The sequence below is a fragment of the Cupriavidus sp. 01L415 genome (assembly GCF_056400065.1).
Genome location: NZ_JBFTSP010000001.1, coordinates 155,761 through 171,077, shown reverse-complemented (window position 1 = coordinate 171,077; position 15,317 = coordinate 155,761). Strand labels below are relative to the sequence as shown.

Here is a 15,317-nt window from a genome sequence, read left to right as displayed (position 1 = left end):
CAGGAGCAACTCTACCATCGCAGCCATCGGTTCAGACGAACCCATCAAACGGAGCGGCGACATGTGTGGAATTGTTGGGGCGGTGGCGCAACGGAACATCCTGCCTGACCTGGTGGATGGCCTGAAACGGCTGGAGTATCGCGGCTACGACTCGTGCGGCGTGGCGCTGCATCAGGATCGCCAGCTTGTGCGGGCGCGCAGTGTCGATCGCGTCGCGCGGCTTGCCGAAGACATCGCCGCGCAGGCGCTGTCCGGCTACACCGGAATTGCCCACACGCGCTGGGCTACACATGGCATGCCCGTCACGGCCAACGCCCATCCGCACTTCTCGCCCAGCGACGCCGCGCCGCGCATCGCGCTGTCCCATAACGGCATCATCGAAAACCATGAGGCGCTGCGCGAGGAGCTCGAGCGTCACGGCTACGTGTTTGCCAGCCAGACCGACAGCGAGGTCATCGCCCATCTGGTCGATCACCTCTACAACGGCGACCTGTTCGAAGCCGTGCGCCAAGCCGTGGCCCGCTTGCACGGCAGCTACGCGATCGCGGTGCTGTGCCGCGACGAACCCCATCGCCTGGTCGGCGCGCGCAGCGGCATGCCGCTGGTGATCGGCGTGGGCCAGGGCGAGAACTTCCTCGCCTCCGATGCGATTGCGCTGGCGAACGTGACCGACCAGATCGTCTACCTGGAAGATGGCGATGTGGTGGACGTGCAGCTGCATCGCTACTGGATTGTCGATGGCGACGGCCAGCGCGTCGAGCGTCGCGTCCATACCGTTGCCGCCCACAGCGCCGCGGCCGACCTCGGGCTGTATCGCCACTACATGCAGAAGGAGATCTTCGAGCAGCCCCGCGCGGTGGCGGATACGCTCCAGGACATCACGTCGATCATGCCGGAGCTGTTCGGCGATGGCGCGTGGCGCGCGCTCAATGGCGTGGAGGATGTGCTGGTGCTGGCGTGTGGCGGCAGCTATCACGCGGCGCTGACCGCCGGCTACTGGATCGAAAGCCTGGCGAATCTGCCGGTGCGGGTGGAGATTGCGAGCGAATACCGCTACCGCGACTCGGTGGTCAATCCCAATACGCTGGTCGTGGCGGTGTCGCAGAGCGGGGAAACCGCCGACGTCCTCGGCGCGGTGCAAGTGGCGAAACAACGTGGCATGACCCGAACGCTGGCGATCTGCAACGTCGCCACCAGCGCACTGGTCCGCGAATGCGCCTTGCATTTCATCACGCGTGCGGGCGTGGAGATCGGCGTGGCATCGACCAAGGCGTTCACGACGCAACTGGTGGCGCTGTTCCTGCTGGCGCTGACGCTCGCGCAGATGCGCGGCCGCCTCTCCGACCAGGAGGAACAGGAGCACCTGCGCGCGCTGCGCCACCTCCCTGACGCGATGAGCCGTGTGCTGGCGCTGGAGCCGCACATCATCGGCTGGGCGGAGCAGCTGACCCGCAAGGAGAACATCCTGTTCCTCGGTCGCGGCATGCATTATCCGATCGCGCTCGAAGGCGCGCTGAAGATGAAGGAAATTTCCTACATTCACGCGGAAGGCTATGCCGCCGGGGAACTGAAGCATGGACCGCTGGCGCTGATCAGCGACGAGATGCCCGTGGTGGCCGTGGCCCCCAGCGACCGCCTGCTCGAAAAGCTGAAGTCCAACATGCACGAGGTCAGCGCGCGCGGTGGCCGGCTCTTCGTCTTCGCGGACATGGATGGCGCGCTGTCGTCGGCAAACGGTGTGGAGATCATCCGGCTCACCGAACACTATGGCCTGATGTCTCCGATCCTTCATACGATTCCGATGCAGTTGCTGGCCTACCATGCCGCGCTGGCGCGCGGGACGGACATCGACAAGCCGCGAAATCTTGCGAAATCGGTGACGGTGGAATAGTTCCAGATCTGTCGCAGTTCGACCCGCTTCGCTCCGCATGCGCACCTCGCTTGCGCTATCGCAATCGGCTCTCGTCGATTCCGCTATCGGATTTGGCCGGCAAGTACAACAATAGTCGTCTTGACTGGATTCCGGCCGGAGCACCCATGAGCCTCTTTCGTACCAAGAACATCGAAGCCATGCTGGAGGTCAGCGAGCATGACGGGCTGCGCAAGGTGCTCGGGCCCGTCGATCTGGTGCTGATGGGCATCGGCGCCATCATCGGCACCGGCATCTTCGTACTGACCGGGACCGGCGCGCTGACGGCCGGCCCGGCGCTGACCGTCTCCTTCGTGATCGCGGCCATGGCATGCGGGTTTGCCGCGCTCTGCTACGCGGAGTTCGCTTCCGCGATTCCGGTATCCGGGTCGATTTATACCTACAGCTACGCCACGCTGGGCGAGATCGTGGCGTGGATGATCGGCTGGGACCTGCTGCTGGAGTATGGGCTGGCGACGTCGGCGGTGTCGGTCGGGTGGTCGGGATACTTCCAGTCGCTGATCGCGGGATTCGGTTTTCATCTGCCCGTGGCACTGACCGCCGCGCCGGGTTCGGTGCGGGGCGCCGAGACGATCCTGAACCTGCCGGCCTGCCTGATCATGCTGGCGATCACCTGGGTGGTGTCGTATGGCGTGCGCGAGTCCACACGGCTGAACAACGTCATGGTGGCGATCAAGATCAGCGTGGTGCTGTTGTTCATCGTCGTGGGTGTCTGGCATGTGCGGCCGCAGAACTGGCAGCCGTTCGCGCCGTTCGGTTTCGACGGCGTCTTCAACGCCGCGGCGCTGGTGTTCTTCGCGTTCATCGGCTTCGATGCCGTGACGTCCGCCGCCGAGGAAGTGCGCAACCCGCGCCGGGACCTGCCGATCGGCATCATCGGATCCCTGGCCGTCTGCACCATCCTCTATGTCACCGTGGCGGCGATCATGACCGGCATCGTGCCGTACATGAAGTTCGAAGGGGTCGATCACCCGGTCTCGCTGGCCTTGCAATATGCCGGGCAGAACTGGGTGGCGGGGTTTGTCGACCTTGGCGCGATCCTCGGCATGACCACGGTGATCCTGGTCATGACCTACGGGCAGACCCGCATCATCTTTGCGATGTCGCGCGACGGCCTGCTGCCCGAGCGGCTGTCGGCCGTGCATCCGGTCCATGCCACGCCATTCGTTGCCACGTGGACGGTCGGGCTGGTGTTCGCCGCGATCGCGGCGTTCGTGCCGCTGAACGTGCTGGCCGAGCTGATCAACATCGGCACGCTGGCGGCCTTCACGCTGATCTCGATTGCGATCCTGGTGCTGCGGCGCACGCGGCCGAATCTGCCGCGCGCGTTCCGCTGCCCGGGCGTGCCGGTGATTCCGTTGCTGGCGGTGGTGTTCTGCCTGTTCCTGATGGCACACCTGCAGGCGCTGACGTGGATTGCCTTCCTGTGCTGGCTGGCGCTGGGGCTGGTGATCTACTTCGCGTATTCGCGCCGCAATGCCGTGTTGCATAACCACGGCGGCGACGCAGAAGGCTAGCCGCCGCGCGACCCCGCATCCTGCAGGAACGCCCGCGAGCGGGGCTCGCCCGCGTAGGCGGAGTTGATGCGCACCCACGGCGTGGTGTCGCCGCCCGGCCGGAAAAAATGGCCGGGTGCCAGCGCGATCCCATACTGCTCGCCCAGTGTCACCAGTTCGCGGGAATCCTCGATGCCGCGCGGGCGCGCCCACAGGAAATTGCCACCCGCGGGTTCGCAGAACACGTCCCACCCGCTCTGGCCGAGGATCTTGACCGCATCGGCGGTCACCTCTCGCGTGCGCACGCGCAGCCGCTCCACGTATTTGCGATAGGCGCCGCGCTCCAGCATCGTCGCCGTCACGGCCTCCGCGAAGTGCGATCCGGCCACGCTGGTCAGCACCTTCACGTCGATCAGGTCCTTGATGAGCGTCTTGTCGGCGACGAGGTAGCCCACGCGCAGCGCCGCCGATACCGTCTTCGAGAATCCGCCGATATAGATCACGTGCTCGAGCTGGTCGAGCGTGGCGAGCCGGTCGGTGAAGTGGAGCTGGAAGTCGGAAAAGATGTCGTCCTCGACGAAGCGGAAGTTGTGCTTGCGCGCGAGTTCGAGCAGGCGGAATGCGACCGGCGGTGACAGCGTCGAGCCGGTGGGATTCTGCAGGATGCTGTTGGTGAAAAACAGCTTGGGCTTGTGGTCGCGCAGCAGCCGCTCGCAGGCCTCGGGATCGGGCCCGTTCGGCGTGTGCGGCACGCCCACCAGCTGCACGCCATGCATGCGCAGGAGCCCGAACAGGTTGTAGTAGCCGGGGTCCTCGACAAACACGGTGTCGCCGGGCTTGAGCAGGTGGCGGACCACGAGGTCCAGCGCCTGGCTGGCGCCCGAGGTGATCAGCACCTGCGACAGTTCCGCCTGGATGCCGACCTGCCGCACGCGCATCAATACCTGCTTGCGCAGCTCGGGATGCCCCAGCGGGGTGGCGTAGTGGATCACGCTGTCGATGTCGTGACGCGCGATATGGCGAATGGCCTGGGTCAGTCCCTCCACGTCGCGCCATTCCTCGGGGACAAAGCCGCCCGCCAGCTTCAGCGCGCCGCTCGGATGGTGGAACTGATCGATGATGTGGAGCGACAGGTCCTCGGCCAGGCTCGGGTCCGACCAGCCGCGCCCGCTGCGCCCGGCGAGCGGGCTATCCGCCACGTAGAAGCCCGACCCCTGGCGCGAGTCGACGAGCCCCTGCGACACCAGCCGGTCATAGGCCTCGATCACCGGGAAGCGGCTGATCTTGTGCTCGGCCGCCATTTGCCGGATCGACGGCAGGCGTGCCCCCGGCGTCGCCTCGCGCGAACTGATCCACGATTTCACGGCAAGGACGATCTGCTCCGTCAGGGGCACACCGGTGGAGGGGTCGAGCATCAGTTTCACGGGAGCGGGGGCGGCAAGTGTCAGTAAAAACTACTGAACAGTTCAACGAAAACTGTTCGGAACTGTGCATGGGATTGTAGTCCGCGCCATGAATAATGGAAGCGTGGCGGAGGCGCCCCCAGGATCGCCGCTCCGCCGGGCATGACGAGGAGACACCGATGCGTGAACTCAAGACCTTTGAACTCGATGAACCGGGGCTGCCAGTCAGCTGGCGCGCCCCGCATGGGCAGAGCGTGACCGTGCTGGAGGGCCGGCTGTGGCTGACCGTCGAAGGCCAGATCGCGGACATGTGGCTGCGTCCGGGCGATGTCGTGGCGTTGCCGGAAGGTGCACGGGTCTGGCTGTCGGGCGAGTCGCCCGTCGCCCGCTTCCGGCTGGCCGAGACCGCGGCGCCGCTGTCGCTCCGGCGCGTCGCCGCCATCGCGCGCCAGATGGCCCGCCGCTGGGCGGAGCGCAAGACCGACGCCTTTGGCGATTGCCCCCAGATCAGCGCCTGACTCCTGCCTCCCGATCTCGCTGCTTGACCGGACGCTCGCCTGACCGGGCGTCCGGTACATCCGGCCTCCGGCCTATCCGGCCTATCCAGACCCCCTTCGGCCAATTCAGCGCCCCGAGGCGCCGGCCACGCCACTCCCGGCCGGCCCGTCTGGCCCGAATCTCCCCGCTATGCGACGATGCCGTGATGGCGCGTGCAGACGCATCGTCTGCGCCCCTTGCCTTACGTTAACGTAAACGTCATATAATCGTCCGGCCCTCGTCAGTGCGATCGTCAGAATTGCCGGCGTGCGGCAGCCAGCCACATATCAGAGCGGTGGAGACAATGACTGATCTTTCCGATGTGAGCAGGACTGCGGCCGCTACGCCGCAGACGGCCGCGAGCCGGACCCCTGTCAACAAGGTGCGGTTCGTGACGGCGGCATCGCTGTTCGACGGCCACGACGCATCCATCAACATCATGCGGCGCATCCTCCAGTCCCACGGCTGCGAGGTCATCCATCTTGGCCACAACCGCTCCGTGCAGGAAGTGGTCACGGCGGCGCTGCAGGAAGATGCCCAGGGCATCGCCATCTCCAGTTACCAGGGCGGGCACGTCGAGTACTTCAAGTACATGATCGACCTGCTGCGCGAGAACGGTGGCGAGCACATCCAGGTGTTCGGCGGCGGGGGCGGCGTGATCGTGCCCGATGAGATCCGCGAACTGCAGGCCTACGGCGTGGCGCGCATCTACAGTCCCGAGGACGGCCAGCGCATGGGGCTGGCCGGGATGATCGCGGACATGGTCCAGCGTTGCGACATCGACCTCACGCGCTATGCGCCGGCCACGCTCGATGCCGTGGCTGCGGGCGACCGCCGCGCGCTCGCGCAACTGATTACCGCACTTGAAAACGGCAAGGCCGACGCATCCCTGGTCAGCGCGCTCCACGCGCAGGCCAAGGCCGCGAAGACGCCGGTACTCGGCATCACCGGCACGGGCGGCGCGGGCAAGTCGTCGCTGACCGATGAACTGATCCGCCGCTTCCGCCTTGACCAGCAGGATGCCCTGTCGATCGCCGTGATTTCGATCGATCCGTCGCGCCGCAAGTCTGGCGGTGCGCTGCTGGGCGACCGCATTCGCATGAACGCGATCAACCACCCGAACATCTTCATGCGGTCGCTGGCCACGCGCGAAGCGGGGTCGGAGATTTCGCAGGCGCTGCCCGACGTGATCGCCGCATGCAAGGCGGCGCGCTTCGACATGGTGATCGTGGAAACCTCCGGCATCGGCCAGGGCGACGCCGCCATCGTGCCGCACGTGGATCTCTCGCTGTATGTGATGACGCCCGAATTCGGCGCGGCCAGCCAGCTCGAGAAGATCGATATGCTCGACTTCGCCGACTTCGTCGCCATCAACAAGTTCGACCGCAAGGGCGCGCAGGACGCGTGGCGCGATGTGGCCAAGCAGGTCCAGCGCAACCGCGAGCAGTGGCACAGCAAGCCGGACGAGATGCCCGTCTACGGCACGCAGGCGTCCCGCTTCAATGACGATGGCGTGACCATGCTCTATCAGGGCCTGGGTGCCGCGCTGGCGGAACGGGGCCTGCAGCTGAAACCCGGTGTGCTGCCGGCGCCGGCCGGGCGGATCTCCACCGGCCAGAACGTGATCGTGCCGCCCGCACGCAGCCGCTATCTGGCCGAGCTGGCCGATACGGTGCGCGCTTACCATCGCCGCGTGGCCGAACAGAGCAAGCTGGCGCGCGAACGTCAGCAGCTGCGCGCCGCGCGCGCGATGCTGCAGGCTGCCGGTGTGGACGGCAACGCGACGGCCGATGGCGCCGCGCTCGATACGCTCGCCGCCGAACGCGATACCGCGCTGGGCAGCGTGGAGCGCAAGCTGCTGTCGATGTGGCCGCAGATGCAGCAGGCCTACAGCGGCGACGAATACGTCGTGAAGATCCGCGACAAGGAGATCCGCACCGGACTGGTCACCACCACGCTGTCCGGCACCAAGATCCGCAAGGTGGTGCTGCCGCGCTTCGAGGATGACGGCGAAGTACTCAAGTGGCTGATGCGCGAGAACGTGCCGGGCAGCTTCCCCTACACCGCCGGCGTGTTCGCCTTCAAGCGCGAAGGCGAAGACCCCACGCGGATGTTCGCGGGGGAGGGCGACGCGTTCCGCACCAACCGGCGTTTCAAGCTGGTCTCCGAGGGCATGGACGCCAAGCGACTGTCCACCGCATTCGATTCGGTGACGCTCTATGGCGAAGATCCGCACGTGCGTCCCGACATCTACGGCAAGGTCGGCAACTCGGGTGTGTCGATCGCCACGCTCGAAGACATGAAGGTGCTCTACGACGGCTTTGATCTGACCAGCCCGAGCACGTCGGTGTCGATGACGATCAACGGCCCGGCACCCACGCTGCTGGCGATGTTCATGAACACCGCCATCGACCAGCAACTCGAAAAGTTCCGCACCGACAACCATCGCGAGCCCACCGCCGACGAGGAATCGAAGATCCGCGCCTGGGTGCTCCAGAACGTGCGCGGCACCGTGCAGGCGGACATCCTCAAGGAAGACCAGGGCCAGAACACCTGCATCTTCTCCACGGAGTTCTCGCTCAAGGTCATGGGGGACATCCAGGAGTACTTCGTCCACCATCAGGTGCGCAATTTCTATTCGGTGTCGATCTCTGGCTACCACATCGCCGAGGCCGGTGCGAATCCGATCTCGCAGCTGGCGTTCACGTTGTCCAACGGCTTCACGTATGTCGAGGCCTACCTGGCCCGCGGCATGCACATCGATGACTTCGCGCCGAACCTGTCGTTCTTCTTCTCCAACGGCATGGACCCGGAATACAGCGTGCTGGGCCGCGTGGCGCGCCGCATCTGGGCCGTGACGATGCGTGACAAGTACGGCGCCAACGAGCGCAGCCAGAAGCTGAAGTACCACATCCAGACGTCCGGGCGGTCGCTGCACGCGCAGGAGATCGACTTCAACGACATCCGCACCACGCTGCAGGCGCTGATCGCGATCTACGACAACTGCAATTCGCTGCACACCAACGCGTATGACGAGGCGATCACCACGCCGACCGGCGAATCGGTGCGGCGCGCGCTGGCCATCCAGCTGATCATCAACCGCGAATGGGGCGTCGCCAAGTGCGAGAACCCCAACCAGGGCAGCTTCCTGATCGAGGAACTGACCGACCTCGTGGAGGAAGCCGTGCTGCAGGAGTTCGAGCGCATCGCCGAGCGTGGCGGCGTGCTTGGAGCGATGGAGACCGGCTACCAGCGTGGCAAGATCCAGGAGGAGTCGCTCTACTACGAGCAACTCAAGCATGACGGCACGTTGCCGATCATCGGCGTGAACACCTTCCGCAACCCGGACGGCGATCCGATTCCGCAGACGCTGGAACTGGCCCGTTCGAGCGAAGATGAAAAGCAGAGTCAGCTGAACCGCCTGGCGGAATTCCAGCGGACCTGTGCGGGTGATGCGCCGGCCATGCTGGAACGGCTGCGGCTGGCCGTGATCGCCAACGAGAACGTGTTCGCGGTGCTGATGGATGCGGTGCGCGTGTGCTCGCTCGGGCAGATCACGCATGCCTTGTTCGAAGTCGGCGGTCAGTACCGTCGAAACATGTAGGGGAGGAGGTTCGCCGCGGAGGAGCGCTGCGTTACACTCAACGCTCCTCCGCCACGAGGCGAGTTTTCTCCGAGACAGTCATGCAAGCCGAGTACGACAGCAACAATATCTTCGCCCGCATCCTGCGCGGCGAACTCCCGTGTTTCAAGATCTACGAGGACGCCGACAACATCGCGTTCCTGGACATCATGCCGCAGTCCGATGGCCACGCGCTCGTCGTGCCGAAGGAGCCGGCGGTGGATTTCTTCGGCCTGTCCGAAGCCGGCGCCGCGGCGGCGATCCGCGCGACCCAGCGCGTGGCGCGTGGTGTGCGCGAGGCGTTCCAGCCCGATGGCGTGGTGATCACCCAGTTCAACGGCGCCGCCGCTGGGCAGACCGTCCCGCACATCCACTTCCATATCGTGCCGCGCTACGCGGACCAGACGCTGCGCGGCCACGCGCGCGAGAAGCAGAGCATGGATGTGCTCCGGCAACACGCCGATCGCGTGATTGCCGCGCTGGCGAAACTGCCGGCCTGAGCGGAGTCCTCCGGCTCTCGCTCCGAATGATTCTGAATCCCTGACCAAGCAAGGAAGTACATGGCAATCAAGACAGTAGGCATCGTCGGTGCCGGCACGATGGGCAACGGCATTGCTCAGGCATGCGCGGTGGTAGGCCTGGACGTCATCATCGTGGATATCAGCGACGCCGCCGTGCAGAAGGGCATCGCCACCGTGGCGGGCAGCCTGGACCGGCTGATCAAGAAGGACAAGGCCACCGAGGCCGACAAGGCCGCCGCGCTGGCGCACATCCACGGCAGTACGTCCTATGACGATCTGAAGCGCGCCGACATCGTGATCGAGGCCGCCACCGAAAACTACGAACTGAAGCTGAAGATCCTCAAGCAGATTGACAGCATCGTGGGGCCGGACGTGATCGTGGCGTCGAACACCTCGTCGATCTCGATCACCAAGCTGGCCGCCGCCACGTCGCGCGCGGACCGCTTCATCGGCATGCACTTCTTCAATCCGGTGCCGATGATGGCGCTGGTGGAACTGATCCGCGGCCTGCAGACCAGCGACGCGACGCATGCCGATGTGGAAGACCTCTCCAGGCGCCTGGGCAAGTACCCGATCACGGTGAAGAACAGCCCGGGCTTCGTGGTTAACCGCATTCTCTGCCCGATGATCAACGAGGCCTTCTGCGTGCTGGGCGAGGGTCTGGCATCGCCGGAAGAAATCGACGAGGGCATGAAGCTGGGCTGCAATCATCCGATCGGCCCGCTGGCGCTGGCGGACATGATCGGCCTGGACACGATGCTCGCCGTGATGGAAGTGCTCTACACCGAGTTTGCCGATCCGAAGTACCGTCCGGCCATGCTGATGCGCGAGATGGTGGCGGCCGGCTACCTCGGCCGCAAGACGGGCCGCGGCGTGTACGTGTACAGCAAGTAAGCTGACGCAGCGCCTCGCGGCACTTTGCCATCAACGCCGGCTACATGCCGGCGTTTTGCTTTCCTCAGTTCCACTCAGCCCGTTTCACACCCGTCTTCCCGACGTCACTCCCCATACTGCCGCAGGCTCTCGAGGTCGAGCACCTCGATCACGCCGTAGTCCACGCGGACCAGTCCCTGCTGTTCCAGCACCTTCAGCGCCTGGTTGGCGCGCTGGCGCGAGATGCCTGCCAGCAGGCCGATCTCTTCCTGTGAAATCTCCAGCGTATTGCCAAGGGCCGGATACAGGTGCTCGTTGAACAGCGACGACACGGCGCGTGCCACGCGGGAATCGATGTCGAGCAGGCGCTCATACTCCACCGCCGCGATGAACTGTCCGAGCCGCTCGTTGAATTGCATCAGCAGGAAGCGCGTGAACGGCAGGCTGGTATCCAGCAACCACTGAAAAGTGTCGCGCGGGATGAAAGCGATGCGCGAGCGGCGCAGCGACATCACGTCGTATTTGCGGATTTCCGACTTCAGCACCGCGCCTTCCCCAAACCAGCCGCCTGTCGGCACGCCGGTGAAGGTGACTGACTTGCCGGACGGCGATACCGTGGTGATCTTGACGATGCCTTCGACCACGCCAAGCCAGTGCTCCGCCAGGTCCCCCTTGTGGCAGACGTAGTCGCCCTGGGCGTACTCGCGCACGGTGGTCACGCGTTTGACACGCTCGCGCTGTTCGGGGCTCAGGTCGACGGCCCAGGCGCAACGGTCGATGAAATCGTTGGAAATCGCGTTAGACATCGCCAGTCTGTTCTCCCGTAGGGATTAACCCGGAATTGTCACCGGCGTGACAACCGGGGGGGTGGGCATCGGCTATCTTACGATCACGACGGAACCGCCCCAGCCAGATTCCACAAGGCATGGCGGGCTTGGTGCGGTGCGGTAACGCACGCTTCGCGCAAAGGCCCAGTATAGCGACCGGTCTGGCGGCTTGATACCCGGCGTGGCCCCTACGCCATCAGGGACAGGAGACAGCGATGCAGGAATCGTCGGCGACGACCTTTCCGCGATGGCTGCTGGCGCATGCCAGTCAGCGCCCGGATCATCCGGCCTATCGCGAGAAGGATCTGGGTATCTGGCAGACATACAGCTGGTCGCAGGCCGCCCGCGAGGTACGCGCGCTGGCATGCGGGCTGGCCGCGCTCGGCTTCCGGCGCGGCATGAACCTGGCCGTGGTGGGTGACAACCGCCCGCGCCTCTACTGGGCCATGACCGCCGCGCAGGCGCTGGGTGGCGTTCCGGTGCCCCTCTATCAGGACGCCATCGCCAACGAGATGGTGTATGTGCTGGACGATGCCGAGATCGACTTCGCCATCGTCGAGGACCAGGAGCAGGTGGACAAGCTGCTCGAAGTGGAAGCGCAGCTCGCCACGCGCGGTCGCGCCGTGCGTCATGTCATCTACGAAGACCCGCGCGGCCTGCGCGACTACGATCATCCGTCGCTGCTGTCGTATGAGCGCCTTCAGGAAATCGGCCGTGAGTACGACCAGGCGCATCCGGGTTTCTTTGACGCAGCCGTCGAGGCTGGCGCGCCGGACGACACCGCGATCATCCTCTATACGTCCGGCACCACGGGCAAGCCGAAGGGCGTCTGCCACGCGCACAGTGGGCTGATCGGCGCGGCCCGCAACGGCTGCCAGTTCGATGGGCTGGGGCCCGACGACGACGTGCTTTCCTACCTGCCGATGGCGTGGGTGGGCGACAACCTGTTTTCCTACGCGCAGGCCATGGTGGCCGGCTTCACCGTGAATTGCCCGGAATCGCGTGAAACCGTGATGACGGACCTGCGCGAGATCGGCCCCACGTATTACTTTGCGCCGCCACGGATCTACGAAGGCTTGCTCACGCAGGTCATGATCCGCATGGAAGACGCCGGTTGGATCAAGCGCAAGATGTTCCACTGGGCGATGGACGTAGCGCGCCGCTGTGGCGCCGACATCCTGGACAAGCGGCCGGTGGCGCTGGGCGACCGCCTGCGCTACGCGCTGGGCGAAGCGCTGATCTACGGCCCGCTGCGCAACGTGCTGGGCATGAGCCGGATTCGCGTGGGCTACACGGCCGGCGAGGCGATTGGCCCGGACCTGTTCCGCTTCTATCGCTCGATTGGCGTCAACCTGAAGCAGTTCTATGGCCAGACCGAGACCTGCGCCTACGTGTGCCTGCAACCGGACGGCCAGGTCAAGTTCGACTCGGTCGGGCCGGCGGCGCCGGGCATGGAAATCCGCATCGCCGACAATGGCGAGGTGCTGGTGCGCGGCGTGGGGCTGCTCAAGGCCTACTACAAGCGCGAGGACGCTACCCGCGAGGCCATCAACGACGAGGGCTACTTCATGACCGGCGACGCCGGCGTGATCGATGCGGACGGCCACCTGAAGATCATCGACCGCGCCAAGGACGTTGGCAAGCTGGCGGACGGGTCGATGTTCGCGCCCAAGTACATCGAGAACAAGCTCAAGTTCTTTCCGTACATCAAGGAAGCCGTGGCGTTCGGCACGGACCGCGCGAGTGTCTGCGCGTTCATCAATGTCGACTTCGACGCCGTGGGCAACTGGGCCGAGCGCCGGCATCTGCCCTATGCGGGCTACGTGGACCTGGCCGCCCAGCCAGACGTGATCGCGATGATCGCCGAGTGCGTGGAACAGGTGAATGCGGATCTGGCGAACGATGCGATGCTGGCCGGATCGCAGGTCGCGCGCTTCCTGATTCTCCACAAGGAGCTGGATCCGGACGACGATGAGCTGACTCGCACGCGCAAGGTGCGACGCGGCTTTATCGCCGAGAAGTACGCGGTGCTGGTGGACGCGTTGTACGCGGGCAAGCCAGAGCAGTTCATCGAGACGCGCGTGAAGTTCGAGGACGGGCGCGAGGGCAGTGTCTCCGCGACGCTGAAGCTGGTGGACGTCAAGCGCTTTCCGCCCGCGGGCGGCGCGCGCGCGGCATGAACAGGGGCGATGGCATGACGCAAAGGGCTTGGCAAGGAGCGACCCGGCAGGCTGATGGCCCGCCGGCCTGGAGCGGCACGGCGCGCGTGGACGCCACCGGCACGATTGCGCCGGCCGGCCCGATCACCCCGTCCGGCCACGCCGAAGGGGTGCAAGGCGAGACGCTGCGTACCGGCGACGCGTGGCAGGCCGATTCCACGGCGCATGTCCACACGCGCGGCGATGTGATCCTGGATCTCCAGAACATCTCGCTGGCGTTTGGCGGCGTCAAGGCGCTGACCGACATCTCGTTCGATGTCTGCGAGCACGAGATCCGCGCGATCATCGGCCCCAACGGTGCGGGCAAGAGTTCGATGCTGAACGTGATCAACGGCGTGTACCACCCGCAGCACGGCCGCATCATCTTCCGTGGCGAGGAACGCCGCCAGATGCATCCGACCGCCGCCGCGCGGCAGGGCATCGCGCGCACGTTCCAGAATATCGCGCTGTTCAAGGGCATGACCGTGCTCGACAACATCATGACCGGGCGCAACACGCAGTTCCGCACCGGTCTGTTCGCCCATGCGCTCTGGTGGGGACCGGCCCGCGCAGAAGAGATGCGCCACCGCCGCAAGGTGGAAGAGGTGATCGACTTCCTGGAGATCCAGGCGATCCGCAAGACGCCGGTGGGCCGGCTGCCGTATGGCCTGCAGAAGCGTGTTGAGCTGGCACGCGCGCTGGCCGCCGAGCCGTCGATGCTGTTGCTGGACGAGCCGATGGCCGGCATGAATGTGGAAGAGAAGCAGGACATGTGCCGCTTCATCCTCGATGTGAATCACCAGTTCGGCACCACGATCGTGCTGATCGAGCACGACATGGGCGTGGTGATGGACATCTCCGACCGCGTGGTGGTGCTGGACTACGGCAAGAAGATTGGCGACGGCACGCCTGAAGAGGTGAAGTCGAATCCCGACGTGATCCGCGCCTATCTGGGCACCTCTCACTAGCGCACAAGGCAGAGACCCATCATGACGTTCTTCATCGAAATCCTGATCGGCGGGCTGTTGTCCGGGCTGATGTATTCGCTGGTGGCGCTTGGCTTCGTGCTGATCTACAAGGCGTCCGGCGTGTTCAACTTCGCGCAGGGCGCGATGGTCTACTTTGCCGCGCTGGCGGTGGTGGGGCTGATGGACAAGGGCCTGCCGATGTGGGCGGCCGTGATCGGCGCGTTCGTCGTGATGATCATCGTCGGCATGAGCACCGAGCGCTTCGTGCTGCGCAAGCTGGTGAACCAGCCACCGATCACGCTCTTCATGGCGACCATCGGTCTCTCGTTCTTCCTGGAAGGGCTGGGGCCGCTGCTGTTCGGCAACGAGGTGCGCCCGATCAACCTCGGGATCGTCGACGAGCCGATCGAGTCGATCATGACGCGCTTCAATATCGTCCTGTCGAAGTTCGACTTGGCGGCCGCGGCCATCGCGGGGGTCCTGGTGGGTTCGCTCGCGCTGTTCTTCCAGTACACGAAGGTGGGCCGCGCGCTGCGCGCCGTTGCGGACGATCACCAGGCGGCCTTGTCGCTCGGCATTCCGCTGCAGAACATCTGGGCCATTGTCTGGGGCGTGGCCGGCTTTGTCGCACTGGTGGCCGGCATGCTCTGGGGATCGCGCAACGGCGTGCAGTTCGCGCTGACGTTGACCGCGCTGAAGGCGCTGCCGGTGCTGATTCTCGGCGGCTTCACCTCGGTGCCGGGCGCCATCGTCGGCGGGCTGATCATCGGCGCCTCGGAGAAGCTGGCGGAGATCTACATCCCGCCCGTGTTCCAGTCGATGTTCGGCGGCAATTTCGGGGGCATCGAAGGCTGGTTCCCCTATGTGTTTGCGTTGTTGTTTCTACTGGTCAGGCCGGAGGGCTTGTTTGGTGAGAAACACATCGACCGCGTGTAACCGGAG

At 65.2% G+C, this 15,317-nt stretch carries 11 protein-coding genes; 9 read left to right on the top strand and 2 right to left on the bottom strand.

Features of this window, described 5'->3' with window-relative positions:
* Nucleotides 1-61 precede the first annotated feature (61 nt).
* Complete coding sequence (gene glmS, locus AC1DOX_RS00765) at nucleotides 62-1,891, top strand: glutamine--fructose-6-phosphate transaminase (isomerizing) (protein WP_441618721.1); 1,830 nt, start codon at nucleotides 62-64, stop codon at nucleotides 1,889-1,891.
* Nucleotides 1,892-2,037: 146 nt separating this feature from the next.
* The gene (locus tag AC1DOX_RS00760) at nucleotides 2,038-3,447 is read left to right on the top strand and encodes an amino acid permease (protein WP_441618723.1); all 1,410 of its coding nucleotides are present in this window, start codon (nucleotides 2,038-2,040) and stop codon (nucleotides 3,445-3,447) included.
* On the opposite strand, the gene AC1DOX_RS00755 is transcribed toward AC1DOX_RS00760, so the two are convergent.
* Nucleotides 3,444-4,850 carry an aminotransferase-like domain-containing protein gene (locus tag AC1DOX_RS00755; protein ID WP_092135690.1) on the bottom strand — a complete coding sequence of 469 codons (1,407 nt, stop codon included), beginning with the start codon at nucleotides 4,848-4,850 and terminating at the stop codon, nucleotides 3,444-3,446. The genes AC1DOX_RS00760 and AC1DOX_RS00755 overlap by 4 nt on opposite strands.
* A 158-nt stretch (nucleotides 4,851-5,008) precedes the next feature.
* Here AC1DOX_RS00755 and AC1DOX_RS00750 point away from each other — a divergent pair, with 158 nt between their 5' ends.
* From AC1DOX_RS00750 to AC1DOX_RS00735, 4 genes are all read left to right on the top strand, one after another.
* On the top strand, nucleotides 5,009-5,347 hold the full coding sequence (locus tag AC1DOX_RS00750) for a DUF2917 domain-containing protein (RefSeq protein WP_441618725.1): 339 nt from the start codon (nucleotides 5,009-5,011) through the stop codon (nucleotides 5,345-5,347).
* Between the two features lie 323 nt (nucleotides 5,348-5,670).
* Complete coding sequence (icmF, locus tag AC1DOX_RS00745) at nucleotides 5,671-8,970, top strand: fused isobutyryl-CoA mutase/GTPase IcmF (protein ID WP_477112388.1); 3,300 nt, start codon at nucleotides 5,671-5,673, stop codon at nucleotides 8,968-8,970.
* Between the two features lie 80 nt (nucleotides 8,971-9,050).
* A complete protein-coding gene (locus AC1DOX_RS00740; protein WP_441618729.1) occupies nucleotides 9,051-9,488 on the top strand; it encodes an HIT family protein in 438 nt (145 codons plus the stop codon).
* A 60-nt stretch (nucleotides 9,489-9,548) separates the two neighbouring features.
* The gene (locus AC1DOX_RS00735; protein ID WP_441618731.1) at nucleotides 9,549-10,403 is read left to right on the top strand and encodes a 3-hydroxybutyryl-CoA dehydrogenase; all 855 of its coding nucleotides are present in this window, start codon (nucleotides 9,549-9,551) and stop codon (nucleotides 10,401-10,403) included.
* Nucleotides 10,404-10,507: 104 nt separating this feature from the next.
* On the opposite strand, the gene AC1DOX_RS00730 is transcribed toward AC1DOX_RS00735, so the two are convergent.
* Entirely contained in the window at nucleotides 10,508-11,176 is a 669-nt protein-coding gene (locus AC1DOX_RS00730; RefSeq protein ID WP_441618784.1) for a Crp/Fnr family transcriptional regulator, read from the bottom strand.
* Between the two features lie 248 nt (nucleotides 11,177-11,424).
* On the opposite strand from AC1DOX_RS00730, the gene AC1DOX_RS00725 reads away from it, so the two are divergent.
* The 3 genes from AC1DOX_RS00725 to AC1DOX_RS00715 are packed head-to-tail and all read left to right on the top strand — an operon-like array spanning nucleotide 11,425 to nucleotide 15,311.
* Nucleotides 11,425-13,389 (top strand): AMP-dependent synthetase/ligase, encoded by a 1,965-nt coding sequence (locus AC1DOX_RS00725; RefSeq protein ID WP_441618733.1) that lies wholly within the window; start codon nucleotides 11,425-11,427, stop codon nucleotides 13,387-13,389.
* Nucleotides 13,386-14,375, top strand: a complete 990-nt coding sequence (locus tag AC1DOX_RS00720) for an ABC transporter ATP-binding protein (protein WP_441618735.1) — start codon at nucleotides 13,386-13,388, stop codon at nucleotides 14,373-14,375. Before AC1DOX_RS00725 ends, AC1DOX_RS00720 begins: the two co-directional genes overlap by 4 nt.
* A gap of 21 nt (nucleotides 14,376-14,396) precedes the next feature.
* Nucleotides 14,397-15,311, top strand: a complete 915-nt coding sequence (locus AC1DOX_RS00715; RefSeq protein ID WP_441618737.1) for a branched-chain amino acid ABC transporter permease — start codon at nucleotides 14,397-14,399, stop codon at nucleotides 15,309-15,311.
* The last annotated feature ends 6 nt before the right edge of the window (nucleotides 15,312-15,317 follow it).